This window comes from Streptomyces malachitofuscus (assembly GCF_055571035.1).
Window position 1 is genome coordinate 28,712 of sequence record NZ_JBVIGA010000011.1, and the last position, 16,633, is coordinate 45,344.

Below are 16,633 nucleotides of genomic sequence, written 5' to 3' on the forward strand. Positions count from 1 at the left end.
GGAACCGATTGCCCGGCGAGGAGCCCCGCGCCATGACCAAAGCGATCAAACTCCTGACCGCCCTGCCCCCTCCCCAGCGCGAGCGTCTGATGGCCCTGGCGCGGGAGGTGTCCTTCCCCGAGGACACCCGCATCTTCGAGGCGGGCGGAACCGCCGACCGCTTCTGGGTGATCCGCTCCGGCGCCGTGTCGCTGGACCAGCAGGTCACCGAACTGCACCGGGTCACGGTCGCCGGCCTCGGCGCCGGTGACCTGCTGGGCTGGTCCTGGCTGTTCCCGCCCTACGAGTGGGACTTCGGCGCGGTGGCCTTCAGCCCGGTGCGCGCCTACGAGTTCGACGCGGCGGCCGTGCTCCGGCTCTGCGAGGAGGACCCGGAGCTCGGGCTGATGCTGGTGCGCAAGGTCGCCGAGATCCTCGCCCACCGGCTGGAGACGACACGAGGCAAGCTGCTGGAGCAGTACTCGATACCCCGGCGGAGCCCGACGATGTAGCCCGGCCGCCCGCCCAGGGCGGCGGCTGGGCCCTCAGACTCCCGTCAGGAGCGTCAGACCGAGGACGATCATGGTGGCGGCGACCAGCCCGTCCAGCGCCCGCCAGGCGGCCGGACGGGCCAGGAAGCGGCTCAGCAGACGGGCGCCGAAACCGAGCGCGGCGAACCAGCAGAGGCTGGCCAGTACGGCACCGAGGCCGAAGGTCCAGCGCAGCGGGCCGTGGTCGGCGGCGACCGAACCCAGCAGGAACACCGTGTCGAGGTAGACGTGCGGGTTGAGCCACGTCATGGCGAGGCAGGTGAGCACGGCCCGGCGGCGGGAGCCCGCCGCCTCGCCCTCCGCCCGCAGCCCCGCGGCATCCGGCCGGAAGACCCGGCGGGCGGCCAGGGCCCCGTAACCGAGCAGGAACGCGCCGCCGATCCATCCGACCGCCGTCAGCGCACCGGGCCACGCCACGACCACGGCGCCGACGCCGCCGACGCCCAGGGCGATCAGGGCGGCGTCGGAGAGGGCGCAGATGCCGACGACGGCGAGCACGGCGTCGCGGCGGATCCCCTGGCGCAGAACGAAGGCGTTCTGGGCGCCGATGGCCACGATGAGGGACAGGCCGGTGCCGAATCCGGCCGCGGCGGCGGTGAGCGAGCTGGTCATGCCGAGGACGCTACGGGCACAGCGCGTGTGCAGTACAGCTAAGGATTCTTACGTACCCTTAGCTCTCGTGATGACGGACCTTCCGCTGGACCAGGTGCGGACCCTCCTCGCGGTGGTGGACGAGGGGACGTTCGACGCGGCGGCCGCCGCACTGCATGTGACCCCGTCCGCGGTGAGCCAGCGGGTGAAGGCGCTGGAGCAGCGGACGGGCCGGGTGCTGCTGCTGCGCACCAAGCCGGTGCGGCCGACCGAGTCGGGCGAGGTCCTGGTGCGGCTGGCCCGTCAGGTGGCCCGGCTGGAACGGGACGCGCACGCCGAGCTGGGGCTGAGCGGGGCCGGCGAGCCGACCCGGGTGTCGGTGGCGGTGAACGCCGATTCGCTGGCGACCTGGTTCCTCGGGGCGCTCACGCGGCTGCCGCCCGGGGCCCGGCTCTGTTTCGAACTGCGCCGGGAGGACGAGGCCCACACGGCAGCCCTGCTCCGGGAGGGGACGGTGATGGCGGCGGTGACCTCGTCACCGGAGCCGGTACCGGGCTGCTCCGTACGGCACCTGGGCCGCATGCGCTATCTGCCGGTGGCCCGGCCGGAGTTCGCGGCCACGTACCTCACGGGGCCGCTGGACGAGGTGCTGCCCGAGGCGCCGGTGGTGGTGTTCGACCGGCGGGACGACTTCCAGGACGCTTTCGTGCGCCGGCTCACGCGCGGACGAGCCGAGGCGGGCGCACCGCGGCATCACGTACCGACCTCGGAGGGCTTCGCCGAGGCGGTCGCCTCCGGCCTCGGCTGGGGCATGGTCCCGGAGTGCCAGGCCGGCCCCCTGCTCCGCGCCGGCCGCCTCACGGTCCTCGCCCCGGGCCACGAGGTCGACGCGCCCCTCTACTGGCAGCAGTGGAAGCTGGACTCTCCCGCCCTGGCGGCGGTGACCCACGCGGTCACGGAGGCTGCTGCGGAGGCGCTGTACCGCTAGGTCCTGTCGTCGAAGTCCGTTGTCCGCCCGAAGCGGGTGTGCGGCGTCCGGTGCGTGCTCCGGGGCCCCCGGCCGAAGGCTGAGGGAGTGCAGGGCCCTGAGCCTCGTACAGGATGTACTCGGGTCAGGGCCAGGTGCGGCGAGTGGGGGGCACCTCCCGCGCCTTCAGCACAGCGGGGCAGCGTGCACGGCGTCGCACGGCAGACGGGAAGGTGACGACAGGACCTGGCGCGGGGCCTGCCGGGTCATCTGGCTCTCCGCACTGCTCAGGAGCATGTCCAGGGCCGTCGGGTAGGCGCTGGTGACCATGCGGGTGGCCAGGAGGGGAGCGGCCTCGGCGATGCGCGGGTGGGTGGCGGCGGGGAGGCGGGCGTACGTCGAGCGCCACATGTCCTCGTCTGCGCGCCGTGCGGCGTCGGGCAGCGCGAGGGACGCCGCGTCGAGGGCGGCGAAGGCCAGCGTGGTGTCGATGAAGGCGTGGTAGACCCGCACCGTCTCCGGCAGGGGGAAGCCCGCGCCGCGCAGCACGCCCAGCACCGCCTCGTCGGCCGCGAGTTCGTTCGCCCTCCCGGAGACCCGGCTCGCCGTGAGGACCGCCGCCTGCGGGTGCGACAGATAGGCCGCGTGGATGCGCAGCCCGATGGCCCGCAGGTCGTCGCGCCACAGCCCGGTCGGGCGCCAGCCCCGCAGCGCCCGGCCGATCAGCGCGTCCCCGATGGCGAGGGTCAGCTCGTCCATGCCGCGGAAGTAGCGGTAGAGGGTGCTCGGGTCGCAGTCCAGGGCGAGGCCCAGCCGGCGGGCGGTCAGCCCCGCGCTGCCGTGCTCGTGCAGCAGCCGCAGCGCGGTCTCGACGATCAGCGTCCCGGACAGCACCCGGCCGCTCCTCGTCGGCCTGCGGCGCCGCCGCCGCTCCTCGGGAACCACCCGTTTCGGCATGGCCGTCTCCTCCCGCCGCCCTTATGCCAACGCCATTGACCTTACGACGGCGCACGGCGTTGTATCCCACCCGGGGCCCCGCATCCGAGATCCATGAGGAAGAAAAGAAAGGGAGTGCTTCGTCATGCGTGTACTGCTCGTGGGAGCCGGCGGGGTGGGCACCGCCATCACCCGGATCGCGGCCCGGCGGCCGTTCTTCGACCGGATGGTCGTGGCCGACCACGACCCGTCCCGGTCCGAGGCGGCCGTCGCGGCACTCGGCGGGGACGGCGCGCGGTTCCGCGCCGAGCGCGTGGACGCGGGCGACGAGGCCCAGGTGGCGGCGCTGCTCGAACGGCACGGCTGCGACGTCCTGCTCAACGCCACCGACCCCCGGTTCGTGATGCCGCTGTTCCGCGCCGCGCGTGACGCCGGCGCCACCTATGTCGACATGGCGATGTCCCTGTCCCGGCCGCACACCGAGCGGCCCTACGAGGAGTGCGGGGTCAAGCTCGGCGACGAGCAGTTCGCGCGGGCCGGCGAGTGGGAGACGGCCGGCGCGCTGGCACTGGTCGGCATGGGGGTGGAGCCCGGCCTGTCGGACGTGTTCGCCCGGTACGCCGCCGACGAACTCTTCGACTCGATCGAGGAGATCGGCGTCCGCGACGGGGCGAACCTCACGGTGGACGGCTACGACTTCGCGCCGTCCTTCAGCATCTGGACCACCATCGAGGAGTGCCTCAACCCGCCCGTGGTCTACGAGGAGGGCCGCGGCTGGTTCACCACCGCCCCGTTCAGCGAGCCGGAGGTGTTCGACTTCCCCGAGGGCATCGGCCCGGTGGAGTGCGTGAACGTCGAGCACGAGGAGGTGCTGCTCGTCCCTCGCTGGGTCGACGCGCGCCGGGTCACCTTCAAGTACGGCCTGGGCCGCGAGTTCATCGAGACCCTCAGGACACTGCACCTGCTGGGCCTGGACCGCACCGATCCGGTGACCGTGCCCGGTCCCGACGGGCCGGTGCGGGTCTCCCCCCGGGACGTCGTGGCCGCCTGTCTGCCCGACCCCGCGACGCTCGGCGAGCGGATGCACGGCAGGACCTGCGCCGGCACCTGGGTGCGGGGCATGAAGGACGGGGCACCGCGCGAGGTCTACCTCTACCACGTGGTCGACAACCAGTGGTCCATGGCCGAGTACGGCTGCCAGGCCGTGGTGTGGCAGACCGCCGTCAACCCCGTCGTCGCCCTCGAACTGCTCGCCGACGGCACCTGGACGGGCACGGGAGTGCTCGGCCCGGAAGCGTTCCCGGCGGGGCCGTTCCTGGAGCTGCTCACCGCGTACGGCTCGCCGTGGGGGCTGCGCGAACAGTGACCGTTCGCACGCAGTGGCGCTGTTTCACCGTGTGTCGACAGGTGACCCGGAGAGGCGTAAGGCATCCGCAAGGGTGTGTACCGACTCCCGATCGCAGGTGACTTTCGATGGACAACTGGCGGAACAGCGCGGCCTGCAGGACCGAGGATCCCGACCTCTTCTTCCCGATCGGCACCTCCGGACCAGCCCTGCTGCAGACGGAACAGGCCAAGGGGGTGTGCCGGCGCTGCCCCGTGCGCGAGCAGTGCCTGGAGTGGGCGCTGGAGAGCGGGCAGTCCATCGGGGTGTGGGGCGGCACGAGCGAGGACGAGCGGCGCGCGCTGAAACGGCGCATCGCCGCCCGCCGTTCGTCGGGTTAGGGCCGCCCGGTGCGTCCCGTGGGCCGCCTCCCGGTGCGCCGCAGTAGGCTCGCGGCACACCACGGAAGGGGCAGACGATCATGAGCGTGCGCGTGCGCCGTGTCTACGAGGCGCCCGAGCCGGACGACGGCGTCCGCGTCCTGGTGGACCGGCTGTGGCCGCGTGGTCTGGCGAAGGACGCGGCACAGGTGGACGAGTGGCCCAAGGCGCTGACCCCGTCGACGGAGCTGCGCCGCTGGTACCACGGGGACGGGGGCTCGTACGAGGAGTTCCGCGAGCGGTACGAGGCGGAACTGGCCGCTCCCGAGGCGGCCGAACTCCTCGACCGCGTACGCGAGCTGGCCGGGAAGGGCACCGTAACCCTGCTGACGGCGTCCAAGGACACCGAGCACAGTCACGCCGCGGTGCTGGCCCGCCTCCTGTCCGGCTGAGCGGCCGAGGGGCGGGCCCGCACCGCCCGGTCACGCCGTCTGTTCGGCCGCCGCCCGGCCGGCCGCCCGGCCCGAGAAGAGGCAGCCGCCGAGGAAGGTGCCCTCCAGGGCGTTGTATCCGTGCACGCCGCCTCCGCCGAAGCCGGCCACCTCGCCCGCCGCGTACAGACCCTCGACCGGCGCGCCGTCGGCGTCGAGCGCGCGGGAGTCCAGGTCGGTCTGGATGCCGCCGAGGGTCTTGCGGGTGAGGATGTGCAGCTTGACGCCGATCAGCGGGCCGGCCTCCGGGTCGAGGATCCGGTGCGGAGTGGCCACGCGGCTGAGGCGGTCACCGATGTAGCGTCGGGCGTTGCGGATTCCCTGGACCTGGGCGTCCTTGCTGTAGGCGTTGGCCAGCTGCAGGTCGCGGGCCTCGATCTGGCGCCGTACGGCGGCGGCGTCGAGCAGGGGCTTGTCGGTGAGGGCGTTCATCTTCTCGACGAGCTGTTCCAGGGTGGGGGCGGTGACGAAGTCCGCGCCCTTGCGCAGGAACGCGTCCACGGGCCCGGGAGCGCCCTTGCCCAGCACCCGTTCGCGGAGGAATCCGGCGCGGTCCTTGGCGGTGATGTCGGGGTTCTGCTCGGAGCCCGACAGGGCGAACTCCTTCTCGATGATCTTCTGGGTGAGGATGAACCAGGAGTGGTCGTGACCGGCGATGTCCTCGGTGGTACGCAGATGCTTCAGTGTGCCGAGGGTGTCGTAGCCGGGCAGACAGGGCTCGGGCAGCCGGCGGCCGAGGGCGTCGAACCACATGGAGGACGGTCCCGGCAGGATGCGGATGCCGTGTCCGGGCCAGATCGGGTCCCAGTTCTGCAGGCCCTCGGTGTAGTGCCACATGCGGTCCCGGTTGACCAGCCGCACTCCCGCGCGGGCGCTGATGTCCAGCATCCGCCCGTCGACGTAGGCCGGGACCCCGGTGACCATCTCCCGCGGCGGGGTGCCCAGCCGCTCGGGCCAGTACCGGCGGACGATGTCGTGGTCGGCGCCGATGCCACCGCTGGTGACGATCACGGCCTGCGCGGTGAGTTCGAACTCACCGGTCTTCTCGCGGCTGGACGCGACGCCGCGCGGTGCGTTGTCCTCCGCCAGTACGGTGCCGCGCACCCCGCGCGCCGCGCCGTCGCCGACGACGAGCTCGTCGACCCGGTGGCGGTGGTGGAAGGTGAGCAGTCCGTCGCGCGCGGCCTGCCGGGCGTGGCGGACGAAGGGTTCGACGACTCCGGTTCCGGTGCCCCAGGCGATGTGGAAGCGGGGCACGGTGTTGCCGTGGCCGTCGGCGCGGAGGTCGCCGCGCTCGGCCCAGCCGACGGTGGGCAGGAAGGTGATGCCGTGGCCGTTCAGCCAGGACCGCTTCTCGCCCGCCGCCCACTCGACGTAGGCCCGCGCCCAGCGCACCGCCCAGGCGTCCTCGTCGTCGAGGCGGTCGAAGCCCGCGCTGCCCCGCCAGTCGTTCCAGGCCAGGTCGAAGGAGTCCTTGATGCCCAGGCGCCGCTGCTCCGGTGAGCCCACCAGGAACAGCCCGCCGAACGACCAGTAGGCCTGGCCGCCGAGGTTGGCGGCGTTCTCCTGGTCGACCAGGGCGACCCTGCGGCCCCTGCTGGTCAGCTCGTGGGCCGCGACCAGGCCCGCGAGGCCCGCTCCGACGACGATGACGTCGGCATCCATGGCGACCATCCCTTCCTTCATCCGGTGAGCAGCGCGGTGAGCAGTTGTTTCAGCCAGGCCCGGGCGCGCTCGACGTCCCGGTCCAGCAGCAGTTGGGTGGTGACACCGTCGTAGGCGGCGACCACGGCATGAGCCGCGCCCTCGGTGTCGCCGAGCACGGCGGGCAGTTCGGTGTGGCCGCGGGCCCGGGCCAGCCGGTCCGCGATGGCGCCCCGCAGCCTCGCGCGGTGCTCCAGCAGGGAGCGCGCCACCCGCGGGTCCCGGGCGGCGTGCACCAGGAAGTCGGTCTTCACCAGCAGCCAGTCGCGGTCGAGCAGCAGGACCTCGGTGACGCGGTCCACGGCGGCGGGTACGTCCAGGTCGGGTCCGTCCTGGGCGAGGGCCCCGGCGACCTGCTGCGCGATCAGCTCGGCGCGCTCCGCGTACAGGGCGAAGAACAGCTCGTCCAGGCCGGCGAAGTTGGAGTAGAAGGCGCCCCTGGTGTAGCCGGCGGCCTCGCAGATCTCCTCGATGGAGACATGCCCGAAGCCCTTGGCGGCGAACACGGTGAACGCGGCCTCCAGGAGGTTCGCGCGCGTGCGGACACGCCGCCTGGTGACACGCCCCGCCGTACCGCCCACCGCCATGGTCGTCCCTCCGTTCGATACAGGAACGTATCCGATACACCGGTGTATCGAAAGTGCCGGGAGGAGAGCATCTCCCCCCGGGTTATGTAGAACGAATTTTCGAATGAGGTTTACGCTGGATCCATGAGTACGCACCACCCCCCGGCGCTCCAGGGGTCCCTGTTCGACCAGGCCGACGAGCTTCGCCTGGCTCCGCTCGACGGGCTGCGCCGTATCGAGCTCGGCCGGGGCGCCTGGCTCGACGTACTGCCGGGATGGCTCGGCGGCTCGGACGCGCTCTTCGAACGGCTGGCCGCCGACGTTCCGTGGCGGGCGGAGCGCCGCCAGATGTACGACCAGGTCGTGGACGTGCCCCGGCTGCTGTCGTACTACCGCGCGGGCGACCCTCTCCCGCACCCGGTGCTGGACGAGGCGCGCGACGCGCTCAGCGCGCACTACGCCGGCGAACTGGGCGAGCCGTTCGCCACGGCCGGGCTGTGCTACTACCGCGACGGCCGGGACAGCGTCGCCTGGCACGGCGACCGGATCGGCCGGGGCGCCCGAGAGGACACGATGGTCGCCATCCTCTCCGTGGGCGCGCCGCGCGATCTGCTGCTGCGGCCCATGGGCGGCGGCGACACCGTGCGCCGTCCGCTCGGGCACGGGGACCTCGTCGTGATGGGCGGGTCCTGTCAGCGCACCTGGGAGCACTCCGTGCCCAAGAGCACGCGCGCCGCCGGTCCGCGCATCAGCGTCCAGTTCCGCCCGCGCGGCGTGAACTGACGGCCGGAAGCCTGTCCTCCCCGCCCGCGCTCCCCCACACTGGTCCGCACCCGGGCGGGAGGGCCGATGGGCGGGGACACGGAGCGGGGGGACACAGAGAGCGGCGCGAGGAGCGGCCGGCGCGGAGAACTCGACGTGCTGCGCGCCCTCGTCGTCCTCGGGCTGGTCTTCTTCCACACCGCCCTGGTCTTCTCCCCGGACGACGACTTCTACGTGAAGAACACGCGGACGACGGACGCCGTCACCGTCCTCGCCGGGTTCGGCGTGGTGTGGGCCATGCCGATGCTCTTCCTGGTCGCCGGTCTCGGCGCCCGCCATTCGATCCGCCGCAGGGGGCCGCGCGGGTTCGCCAGGGAACGACTGCTGCGCCTGGGCGTCCCGCTGGTCTTCGGCACGGCGGTGCTGTGCCCCCTCCCCCAGTGGCTGCGGCTGCGCGCCGCCGACCCCGGCTACGACGAGTCGTACGGACGGTTCTGGGCGCGGTTCCTGAGTGTGCGTCCGGACCTCCCCGACTTCCCCTTCGTGCTGGAGGGGGACCACTTCGAGACCGGGCATCTGTGGTTCGTCGTCCTGCTGCTCGCCTTCTGCCTGCTGCTCGCCCCGGTGGCCGCCCGCCTGGCGGCCTGGGCCGACCGCGCGGCACCCGCGCTGGGGCGCCGGCCGCTGCTGCTCCTGCTGCCCGCGCTGCCCCTGGCCGCCGTCAACGCGCTGCTCGGCATGGAGGAGGAGTACGCGGGCTGGAACCGCTGGGCCCATCTGTTCTTCTTCGTCTACGGCTTCGCCCTCGCGGACGACGAACGGGTACGGGAGCTCATGCGCCGCGTCGCACTGCCCGTGGGTGTGCTCGGGGTGGTGCTGTTCGCCGGGTGTGCGCCCGGTTTCGTCGCCGGGGACGACCCGTTCACCGCGTGGACACCGCCGGCGCTGGTGACGCGGGCGCTGTTCGGGGCGGCCGGCTGGTGCTGGGTGGTCGGCATCCTCGGCCTGCTGGACCGGCCGCGACGCCCGCGCGTCCGCGGCCGCCGGCCCGCGATCGGCGCGTACACGGCCCGTGCCGCCCTTCCGCTGTACGTGCTGCACCAGCCCGTCGTGGTCGCCTTCGCGTACGGCGTGGTCGGCTGGAGCGCGCCGATGGCCGTCAAGTACACGGTGATCGCGACGGCCTCACTGGCGGTGATCCTGGTGCTGTACGAGTTCGGGGTGCGCAGGACGGCGGTGACCCGGTTCCTGTTCGGCATGCGTCCCGCGGCACCGTCCGCGCCGGCGCCCGCACGGCCGGACCCGCCGCCCGCGTGCGCACGGTGATCTGCTTTCCTTCTCGCGTCGGACAGCAGCGAACTCGGACTCGGGACGGTCATGCGGGCAACAGTGCGTCGCGTCACGGACAGCACCTATCTGGTGCACGGCACCCACACCAACTGGGTGATCCTCACCGAGGGGGACGCCGTCACGCTCATCGACACCGGCTACCCCGGCGACCGCGAGGGGCTGCTCGCCTCCCTGGCCGAGGTGGGAAGTCGTCCCGAGGCGGTGACCGCCGTGCTGATCACCCACGCCCACAACGACCACCTGGGCTCCGCCGAGTATCTGCGCGCCACGTACGGCACGCCCGTCCACACCCACCGGGCCGAAGTCCCGCACGCCCGGCGGGACTTCCTGCACCAGGTGACCGTGGGGCAGGTGCTGCGCAACGGCTGGCGGCCGGGCGTGCTGCCCTGGGCGGCGCACGCCCTGCGCACCGGCGGCACGGCGAACGTGGCGGTCGCCGCGCCCGAGCCGTTCCCGGGGCCGGGCCCGCTCGATCTGCCCGGCCGGCCGGTGCCCGTGCACACACCCGGGCACACCGCAGGGCACTGCGCGTTCCACCTCCCGGACAGCGGAGTGGTGGTGTCGGGCGACTCCCTGGTCAGCGGCCATCCCACCTCACGGACCCAGGGGCCGCAGATGCTGACCGACATGTTCCACCACGAACGGGCCGCCGCCCTGGCCTCGCTGGACGTCCTGGCGGAACTGGACGGCGACCTGCTGCTGCCCGGCCACGGCCCGCTGCACGAGGGGCCGGTACGGGACGCTGCCCGGCTGGCGCGCGAGCGGGCCTCGTAAGGTGAGGTGACGATCACCCGCGAGACGAGGACACCGCAGCCATGGCACTGCAGATCAACGCCACCAACCCGGAGCATCCCGCGCTCCTGTTGGAACTGCCGTGGCAGCTGCCGCTGGAGGAGTGGCCGGAGCGGTACCTGGTGCCGCTGCCGCGCGGCATCTCCCGGCACGTGGTGCGCTACGCCCGCGCCGGCGACGAGGTGATCGCGGTGAAGGAGCTCGCCCAGCGGCCCGCGCTGCGCGAGTACGAACTGCTGCGGGACCTGGACCGGATCGGCATCCCGGCGGTCGACCCGCTCGCCGTGGTCACGGGCCGCTCCGACCCCGCCGGGGAGCCCCTGGAGAGCGTCCTGGTCACGAGGCATCTCGGCGGCTCGATGCCGTACCGGTCGATGTTCGAGACGACGCTGCGCCCGGCGACCATGCACCGGCTGATGGACGCGCTCGCCGTGCTGCTGGTGCGACTGCACCTGGCGGGGTTCGCCTGGGGCGACTGCTCGCTGTCCAACACGCTGTTCCGGCGGGACGCGGGCGCCTACGCGGCCTATCTCGTGGACGCCGAGACGGGCGACCTGCACCCGGAACTGAGCGTCGGTCAACGCGAGTACGACCTCGACCTCGCGCGGGTCAACATCAGCGGCGAACTGCTCGACCTGGAGGCCTCCGGAGCGCTGCACCCCTCCGTCGACCCGATCGAGTTCGGCACCGAGATCTGCGCCCGCTACCAGAGCCTGTGGCAGGAGCTGACCCGCACCTCCGTCTACCCGGCGGGCAAGTACCACTACATCGAGCGGCGCATCCGGCGGCTGAACGACCTCGGTTTCGACGTGGCCGAGATGCAGATCGAGCACGCCTCCAACGGCGACACCGTCACCTTCGTGCCCAAGGTCGTCGACGCCGGCCACCACCAGCGGCAGCTGCTGCGCCTGACCGGTCTCGACGCCGAGGAGAACCAGGCCAGGCGGCTGCTGAACGACCTGGAGAGCTGGATGGCCACCCAGGACGACTACGCCCCGGGCGATCCTCCCCCAAGCTCTCGGCTTCGCTCGAGCAGGGGGGACCCCCATGGCGCCCGCCCGGAGGTCCTCGCGCACCGCTGGGTGCGCGAGGTGTTCCGGCCCACCGTGCGGTCCGTGCCACCGGAGCTGCGCGGGCCGATGGACGCCGCGGAGATCTACCACGAGCTGCTGGAGCACCGCTGGTACCTGTCCGAGCGGGCCCAGCACGACATCGGTCTCGGCACGGCCGTCGAGGACTACATCAGGAACATCCTGCCCAAGGCGCGGGAGACCCTGCAGCCGACGGACGACTGAGCAGGGGGGCCTGCGCTCAGGCCGGCGGCACCACGGCCACGGGGCAGTCCGCGTGGTGCAGGACCCCGTGGGCCACCGAGCCGATCCGGGCGCCCACGGCCGTACGGCGGGCGCGGCGGCCGACGACCATCAGCTGGGCGGTGCCCGCCACCGACAGCAGCACCTGGCCGGCGCTGCCCATCTCCACGTGCTCGACCACGTGCACGTGGGGGTAGCGCTCCCGCCACGGTGCGAGCGCCGCCGCCAGGGACTTCTGCTCGTACGGCTCCAGTCCCCCGGCCTCGTCGAGGAGCTGGAGGGAGGCGGGGCTGTAGGCGAACACCGGCGGCAGGGTCCAGGCCCGCACGGCACGCACGGTGGCCCGGCGCCGGGACGCGGTCTCGAAGGCGAACCCGAGCGCGGCGGCGCTGTCCTCCGGGTCGCCCTGCTGGCCGACCACGATCTCGTGCCCGGCGACCTCGTTCGAGGCCTGGTCCCCGGCCCGGACGAACACGACCGGCCGCCGCGCGTCGACGATCACCTGCTGGCCGACCGAGCCGACCAGGAAGCCCATGATGCGGCCGTGACCGCGCGAGCCGAGCACCAGCATCTCCGCGTCGGCGGCGACCCCGGTCAGCGTCTCGACGTCGTCGCCCTCCAGGACGTCCGTCGTCAGGGCCAGGTCCGGGTGCCGGTCCCGGACGGTGCGGGCCGCCTCGCCGACCGCGTCACGCACCCACTGTTCCTGGGTGGCTCTGTCCCCGGCGTCCACCGCGTCGCCGCCCGTCTCGAAACGCCAGGCATGCACCACCCTGAGCGGCAGTCCCCTGCGGACCGCCTCCCGGGCCGCCCAGTTCAGCGCGGCGAGGCTCTCCTCGGTTCCGTCGATCCCTGCCGTGATCGGGCGCGTCATGCCGTTCCTCCATATGTCGTGTCCACTGCGCGGGTTCCAGTCTTCCCTACGCTGCCCTCATGACTCTGATGTGGGAGCAGGTAGTGATGGACGCGGCCGACCCGGTGGCCCTGGGGCGCTGGTGGAGCGAGGCCCTGGGCTGGGTGGTGGTGAACGACGCACCCGACGAGTTCGAGATCCGGCCGGCGCCGGACCGGCTGCCGGGGCTGATCTTCGAACCGGTGCGGGAGGGCAAGGCGGGCAAGAACCGGCTGCACCTCGATTTCCGGCCCGACGACCAGGAGGCGGAGGTCGCCCGGCTGCTGGCGCTCGGCGCACGCCGCGTGGACATCGGGCAGGGCGAGCAGTCGTGGGTGGTCCTCGCGGACATCGAGGGCAACGAGTTCTGCGTGCTGTCCTCGCGCCGCGCGTGAACCCCGGCCGTCTCCGAGCGGACGGGCGCGAACGCCCATACGATGGGCAGGGCCGGCGCGGTGGCCGGATGGGGATCCGCCGTGCCGCCTACGCCTCCGTGGGGGACGCATGACACAGGCCGCCGACGCAGCGCGGACCGTCATCATGACCGTGGACGACGATCCGGGTGTCTCCCGCGCGGTGGCCCGGGACCTGAGGCGGCGCTACGGCGAGTCGTACCGGATCGTGCGCGCCGAGTCGGGCGAGTCCGCGCTGGACGCGCTGCGCGAGCTGAAGCTGCGCGGCGACCTCGTCGCGGTGATCCTCGCCGACTACCGGATGCCGCAGATGAACGGCATCGAGTTCCTGGAACAGGCCCTCGACATCCACCCGGGCGCGCGGCGGGTGCTGCTGACCGCGTACGCGGACACGCATGCCGCGATCGACGCGATCAACGTCGTCGACCTCGACCACTACCTGCTCAAGCCGTGGGATCCGCCCGAGGAGAAGCTGTACCCCGTCCTGGACGACCTTCTGCAGGCCTGGCGGTGCAGCGACTACCGGCCCGTGCCCAGCACCAAGGTCGTCGGACACCGCTGGTCGGCGCGCTCCTCCGACGTGCGCGAGTTCCTGGCCCGCAACCAGGTGCCCTACCGCTGGTACTCCGCCGACGATCCGGAGGGCGCGCGACTGCTGGCCGCCGCCGGGCAGGACGGTATGCGGCTGCCGGTGGTGATCCCGCCGGACGGGACGCCCCTGGTGGCGCCCGAGGCGGTGGACCTCGCCGCCCACGTGGGCCTCGCGACGACCCCGGCCGCCGACTTCTACGACCTGGTGGTGATCGGCGGCGGCCCCGCGGGGCTCGGCGCGGCGGTCTACGGAGCCTCGGAAGGGCTGCGGACCGTCCTGGTGGAACGGTCGGCGACCGGCGGACAGGCCGGCCAGAGCTCGCGCATCGAGAACTACCTCGGCTTCCCCGACGGTGTGTCGGGGGCGCAGCTCACCGAGCGGGCACGGCGGCAGGCCACCCGGTTCGGCGCCGAGATCCTCACCGAGCGCGAGGTGACGGGACTGGAGGTCAACGGCGCCGCCCGGGGCGTACGGTTCTCCGACGGCTCGGCGATCGCCGCACACAGCGTGATCCTGGCAACCGGGGTGTCCTACCGGCAGCTGGCGGCGCCCGGATGCGACGAACTGGGCGGCTGCGGGGTCTTCTACGGCTCCGCGCTGACCGAGGCGGCCGCCTGCCAGGGCCACGACGTGTACATCGTCGGCGGCGCCAACTCGGCCGGGCAGGCGGCGATGTACCTGTCCCGGTTCGCCAAGTCGGTGACGCTGCTGGTGCGTGGACCGGATCTGACGGCGTCGATGTCCCACTACCTGATCCAGCAGATCGAGGAGGCGCCGAACATCTCGGTGCGGTGCGGCACGGTCGTCGAGGGCGCGCACGGCGACGGCCATCTGGAGCGGCTGACGCTGCGCGACACGGGCAGCGGGGGGACCGAACTCGTGGACACGCAGTGGCTGTTCGTGTTCATCGGCGCCGCCCCGCTGACCGGCTGGCTGGACGGCACCGTGCTGCGGGACGGACGCGGGTTCATCCTCGCCGGACCCGACCTGACCGCCGACGGGCGGCCACCGGCGGACTGGGAGCTGGACCGGCCGCCGTACCACCTGGAGAACCAGTGTGCCCGGTGTGTTCGTCGCGGGCGACGCGCGCGCGGAGTCCGCGAAGCGGGTCGCGTCCGCCGTCGGAGAGGGAGCCATGGCCGTCATGCTCGTCCACCGGTATCTGGAGCAGTCATGAGCGAGCAGGCGGTGCCGTGCAGCCCGCAGGAGATCGGTTCGCTCTTCCTGTTCGAGAAGCTCACCCCGGCCCAGCTCGGGCGGCTCTGCGACGAGGGGCGGGTGGAGCGGTTCGGGCCGGGACCGGTCTACGCCGAGGGCGATCCCGCCACCTGCTTCTACGTGATGCTGGAGGGCACCGTGGTGCTGTCCCGCCGGGTCGGCGGTGACGACGTCGAGGTCAACCGCACGTCCCAGCGCGGGGTGTACGCGGGGGCCATGCAGGCCTACCTCGGGGAGCGGGTGCCGCAGGTCTACAACAACTCCATGCGCGTGACGGAGCCGACCCGGTTCTTCGTGCTGCCCGCGGACACGTTCGCGAGCATCATGCAGGAGTGGTTCCCGATGGCGGTGCATCTGCTGGAGGGCCTGTTCTTCGGTTCGAAGAGCACCCAGCGCGCCATCGGCCAGCGCGAACGGCTGCTGGCGCTCGGCTCGCTGTCGGCCGGGCTGACCCACGAACTCAACAACCCCGCCGCGGCGGCCGTGCGGGCGACCTCGAGCCTGCGTGAGCGGGTGGGCAAGATGCGCCACAAGCTGCGCATCATCTCCGCGGGCACCTACGACCGCGAGACACTGGCGCGTCTGATCGACATCCAGGAGCGCACGGCCGAGCGGGTCGCGAAGGCGCCCGTGCTCAGCCCTCTCGAGGCCGCGGACCGGGAGGACGCGCTCTCCGACTGGCTGGACGACCACGGCATCGCCGACGGCTGGCGGATCGCCCCGACCTTCGTCCAGGCCGGGCTCGATCTGGACTGGCTGGACCAGGTCGCCGCGGCCGTGGACGAGGAGATCCTCCCCGGGGCCGTCGGCTGGCTGAGCTACACGGTCGAGACGGAACTGCTGATGGACGAGATCGCGGACTCCGCGAGCCGTATCTCGCATCTCGTCGACGCCGCCAAGCAGTACTCGCAGCTCGACCGCGCGCCCTTCCAGGTCGCCGATGTGCATGAACTCCTCGACAGCACCCTGCTGATGCTGTCGGGCAAGATCGGGCGGCGGATCGAGGTGGTCAAGGAGTACGACCGCACACTGCCGCGGATCCCGGCGTACCCGGCGGAGCTCAACCAGGTGTGGACCAACCTGATCGACAACGCGGTCTCCGCGATGAACCACACGGACGGGGAGCCCGCGGGAGGCACGCTGACCGTGCGCACCGCGCGCGAGCACGACCGGCTGCTGGTCGAGTTCCGCGACACCGGGACGGGGATCCCGCCGGAGATCCGCGACCGCGTCTTCGACCCGTTCTTCACCACCAAGCCGGTGGGCGAGGGCACCGGACTGGGCCTGGACATCTCCTGGCGCATTGTGGTCAACAAGCACCACGGGAGTCTCCGCTTCGACTCCGAGCCGGGCGACACCCGCTTCCAGGTGCTCCTCCCCCTCACCGCTGAGGCCCCCGACGACACCTCCGAGGAGCCCGTATGACCAGCGAGCACGCCATCGATCCGAGCGTCCCGCCGGACGGCGCCGGATGCGGCGACTGCGACACCGCGGGCGGCTGGTGGTTCCACCTGCGGCGCTGCACGCAGTGCGGCCACATCGGCTGCTGCGACAGCTCCCCCGGGCAGCACGCCACGGCGCACTTCGAGGCCACCGGCCATCCCGTGGTCCGCAGCTACGAGCCGGGCGAGGGCTGGTTCTGGAACTACGCCACCCATGAGCTGTACGAGTCCGGTCCCGACCTGGCCCCGCCGGTGAGCCACCCGGCCGACCAGCCGGCGCCGGGCCCGGCGGGCCGGGTCCCCTCGGACTGGGCCGAGTCACTGCGCCGTTGACCGTCCGCGCGGGAACCCGCGCACCCTGCCCGTCGTT

At 72.7% G+C, this 16,633-nt stretch carries 17 protein-coding genes and 1 pseudogene; 13 read left to right on the forward strand and 5 right to left on the reverse strand.

The genetic code is table 11. The annotated features are described in order from the left end of the window. Positions 1-32: 32 nt before the first annotated feature. Positions 33-491, forward strand: coding sequence for a cyclic nucleotide-binding domain-containing protein (locus tag ACZ44S_RS17490; protein ID WP_466929779.1), 459 nt, complete (start codon positions 33-35; stop codon positions 489-491). A gap of 33 nt (positions 492-524) precedes the next feature. Here ACZ44S_RS17490 and ACZ44S_RS17495 read toward each other — a convergent pair whose 3' ends face one another. Then, positions 525-1,142, reverse strand: a complete 618-nt coding sequence (locus ACZ44S_RS17495) for a LysE/ArgO family amino acid transporter (RefSeq protein ID WP_466929780.1) — start codon at positions 1,140-1,142, stop codon at positions 525-527. 70 nt (positions 1,143-1,212) lie between these two features. On the opposite strand from ACZ44S_RS17495, the gene ACZ44S_RS17500 reads away from it, so the two are divergent. Continuing rightward, entirely contained in the window at positions 1,213-2,109 is an 897-nt protein-coding gene (locus ACZ44S_RS17500; protein WP_466929783.1) for a LysR family transcriptional regulator ArgP, read from the forward strand. A 165-nt stretch (positions 2,110-2,274) separates the two neighbouring features. Here the strand turns inward: ACZ44S_RS17500 and ACZ44S_RS17505 are convergent, their stop codons facing one another. Then, on the reverse strand, positions 2,275-3,045 hold the full coding sequence (locus ACZ44S_RS17505; protein WP_466929785.1) for a TetR/AcrR family transcriptional regulator: 771 nt from the start codon (positions 3,043-3,045) through the stop codon (positions 2,275-2,277). A gap of 124 nt (positions 3,046-3,169) precedes the next feature. Here ACZ44S_RS17505 and ACZ44S_RS17510 point away from each other — a divergent pair, with 124 nt between their 5' ends. The 3 genes from ACZ44S_RS17510 to ACZ44S_RS17520 all read left to right on the forward strand — a co-directional run bounded on the left by ACZ44S_RS17510 (position 3,170) and on the right by ACZ44S_RS17520 (position 5,180). Further along, complete coding sequence (locus ACZ44S_RS17510) at positions 3,170-4,390, forward strand: saccharopine dehydrogenase family protein (protein WP_466929787.1); 1,221 nt, start codon at positions 3,170-3,172, stop codon at positions 4,388-4,390. A gap of 107 nt (positions 4,391-4,497) precedes the next feature. Then, the gene (locus ACZ44S_RS17515) at positions 4,498-4,749 is read left to right on the forward strand and encodes a WhiB family transcriptional regulator (protein ID WP_466929789.1); all 252 of its coding nucleotides are present in this window, start codon (positions 4,498-4,500) and stop codon (positions 4,747-4,749) included. An 80-nt stretch (positions 4,750-4,829) separates the two neighbouring features. Then, entirely contained in the window at positions 4,830-5,180 is a 351-nt protein-coding gene (locus ACZ44S_RS17520; RefSeq protein ID WP_466929791.1) for a DUF488 domain-containing protein, read from the forward strand. Between the two features lie 30 nt (positions 5,181-5,210). Here ACZ44S_RS17520 and ACZ44S_RS17525 read toward each other — a convergent pair whose 3' ends face one another. Continuing rightward, positions 5,211-6,884 (reverse strand): FAD-binding dehydrogenase, encoded by a 1,674-nt coding sequence (locus tag ACZ44S_RS17525; RefSeq protein ID WP_466930231.1) that lies wholly within the window; start codon positions 6,882-6,884, stop codon positions 5,211-5,213. 17 nt (positions 6,885-6,901) lie between these two features. Then, positions 6,902-7,510 carry a TetR/AcrR family transcriptional regulator gene (locus ACZ44S_RS17530; RefSeq protein ID WP_466929794.1) on the reverse strand — a complete coding sequence of 203 codons (609 nt, stop codon included), beginning with the start codon at positions 7,508-7,510 and terminating at the stop codon, positions 6,902-6,904. Between the two features lie 123 nt (positions 7,511-7,633). On the opposite strand from ACZ44S_RS17530, the gene ACZ44S_RS17535 reads away from it, so the two are divergent. From ACZ44S_RS17535 to ACZ44S_RS17550, 4 genes are all read left to right on the forward strand, one after another. Continuing rightward, positions 7,634-8,272, forward strand: a complete 639-nt coding sequence (locus tag ACZ44S_RS17535) for an alpha-ketoglutarate-dependent dioxygenase AlkB (protein ID WP_466929796.1) — start codon at positions 7,634-7,636, stop codon at positions 8,270-8,272. A 66-nt stretch (positions 8,273-8,338) separates the two neighbouring features. Further along, the gene (locus tag ACZ44S_RS17540; protein WP_466929799.1) at positions 8,339-9,577 is read left to right on the forward strand and encodes an acyltransferase family protein; all 1,239 of its coding nucleotides are present in this window, start codon (positions 8,339-8,341) and stop codon (positions 9,575-9,577) included. Between the two features lie 51 nt (positions 9,578-9,628). Further along, the gene (locus tag ACZ44S_RS17545; protein ID WP_466929802.1) at positions 9,629-10,375 is read left to right on the forward strand and encodes an MBL fold metallo-hydrolase; all 747 of its coding nucleotides are present in this window, start codon (positions 9,629-9,631) and stop codon (positions 10,373-10,375) included. A 41-nt stretch (positions 10,376-10,416) separates the two neighbouring features. After that, positions 10,417-11,688, forward strand: coding sequence for a DUF4032 domain-containing protein (locus tag ACZ44S_RS17550; RefSeq protein ID WP_466929804.1), 1,272 nt, complete (start codon positions 10,417-10,419; stop codon positions 11,686-11,688). 16 nt (positions 11,689-11,704) lie between these two features. Here the strand turns inward: ACZ44S_RS17550 and ACZ44S_RS17555 are convergent, their stop codons facing one another. After that, a complete protein-coding gene (locus ACZ44S_RS17555) occupies positions 11,705-12,580 on the reverse strand; it encodes a universal stress protein (protein WP_466929807.1) in 876 nt (291 codons plus the stop codon). Between the two features lie 59 nt (positions 12,581-12,639). Between ACZ44S_RS17555 and ACZ44S_RS17560 the strand changes: the two genes are divergently transcribed. From ACZ44S_RS17560 to ACZ44S_RS17575, 4 genes and pseudogenes are all read left to right on the forward strand, one after another. After that, complete coding sequence (locus tag ACZ44S_RS17560; protein WP_466929809.1) at positions 12,640-12,993, forward strand: VOC family protein; 354 nt, start codon at positions 12,640-12,642, stop codon at positions 12,991-12,993. 109 nt (positions 12,994-13,102) lie between these two features. After that, positions 13,103-14,780, forward strand: a pseudogene (locus ACZ44S_RS17565) (NAD(P)/FAD-dependent oxidoreductase). Continuing rightward, the gene (locus tag ACZ44S_RS17570) at positions 14,777-16,246 is read left to right on the forward strand and encodes an ATP-binding protein (protein ID WP_466929812.1); all 1,470 of its coding nucleotides are present in this window, start codon (positions 14,777-14,779) and stop codon (positions 16,244-16,246) included. Before ACZ44S_RS17565 ends, ACZ44S_RS17570 begins: the two are co-directional and overlap by 4 nt. Continuing rightward, the gene (locus ACZ44S_RS17575; protein WP_466929813.1) at positions 16,243-16,596 is read left to right on the forward strand and encodes a UBP-type zinc finger domain-containing protein; all 354 of its coding nucleotides are present in this window, start codon (positions 16,243-16,245) and stop codon (positions 16,594-16,596) included. Before ACZ44S_RS17570 ends, ACZ44S_RS17575 begins: the two co-directional genes overlap by 4 nt. Positions 16,597-16,633: the final 37 nt, after the last annotated feature.

What these genes read in the sequence shown, in the direction of transcription:
- ACZ44S_RS17490 (WP_466929779.1), top strand. Translation starts at nt 33, where the DNA reads ATGACCAAAGCGATCAAACTCCTGACCGCCCTGCCCCCTCCCCAGCGC.
- ACZ44S_RS17495 (WP_466929780.1), bottom strand. Translation starts at nt 1,142, where the DNA reads ATGACCAGCTCGCTCACCGCCGCCGCGGCCGGATTCGGCACCGGCCTG.
- ACZ44S_RS17500 (WP_466929783.1), top strand. Translation starts at nt 1,213, where the DNA reads ATGACGGACCTTCCGCTGGACCAGGTGCGGACCCTCCTCGCGGTGGTG.
- ACZ44S_RS17505 (WP_466929785.1), bottom strand. Translation starts at nt 3,045, where the DNA reads ATGCCGAAACGGGTGGTTCCCGAGGAGCGGCGGCGGCGCCGCAGGCCG.
- ACZ44S_RS17510 (WP_466929787.1), top strand. Translation starts at nt 3,170, where the DNA reads ATGCGTGTACTGCTCGTGGGAGCCGGCGGGGTGGGCACCGCCATCACC.
- ACZ44S_RS17515 (WP_466929789.1), top strand. Translation starts at nt 4,498, where the DNA reads ATGGACAACTGGCGGAACAGCGCGGCCTGCAGGACCGAGGATCCCGAC.
- ACZ44S_RS17520 (WP_466929791.1), top strand. Translation starts at nt 4,830, where the DNA reads ATGAGCGTGCGCGTGCGCCGTGTCTACGAGGCGCCCGAGCCGGACGAC.
- ACZ44S_RS17525 (WP_466930231.1), bottom strand. Translation starts at nt 6,884, where the DNA reads ATGGATGCCGACGTCATCGTCGTCGGAGCGGGCCTCGCGGGCCTGGTC.
- ACZ44S_RS17530 (WP_466929794.1), bottom strand. Translation starts at nt 7,510, where the DNA reads ATGGCGGTGGGCGGTACGGCGGGGCGTGTCACCAGGCGGCGTGTCCGC.
- ACZ44S_RS17535 (WP_466929796.1), top strand. Translation starts at nt 7,634, where the DNA reads ATGAGTACGCACCACCCCCCGGCGCTCCAGGGGTCCCTGTTCGACCAG.
- ACZ44S_RS17540 (WP_466929799.1), top strand. Translation starts at nt 8,339, where the DNA reads ATGGGCGGGGACACGGAGCGGGGGGACACAGAGAGCGGCGCGAGGAGC.
- ACZ44S_RS17545 (WP_466929802.1), top strand. Translation starts at nt 9,629, where the DNA reads ATGCGGGCAACAGTGCGTCGCGTCACGGACAGCACCTATCTGGTGCAC.
- ACZ44S_RS17550 (WP_466929804.1), top strand. Translation starts at nt 10,417, where the DNA reads ATGGCACTGCAGATCAACGCCACCAACCCGGAGCATCCCGCGCTCCTG.
- ACZ44S_RS17555 (WP_466929807.1), bottom strand. Translation starts at nt 12,580, where the DNA reads ATGACGCGCCCGATCACGGCAGGGATCGACGGAACCGAGGAGAGCCTC.
- ACZ44S_RS17560 (WP_466929809.1), top strand. Translation starts at nt 12,640, where the DNA reads ATGACTCTGATGTGGGAGCAGGTAGTGATGGACGCGGCCGACCCGGTG.
- ACZ44S_RS17570 (WP_466929812.1), top strand. Translation starts at nt 14,777, where the DNA reads ATGAGCGAGCAGGCGGTGCCGTGCAGCCCGCAGGAGATCGGTTCGCTC.
- ACZ44S_RS17575 (WP_466929813.1), top strand. Translation starts at nt 16,243, where the DNA reads ATGACCAGCGAGCACGCCATCGATCCGAGCGTCCCGCCGGACGGCGCC.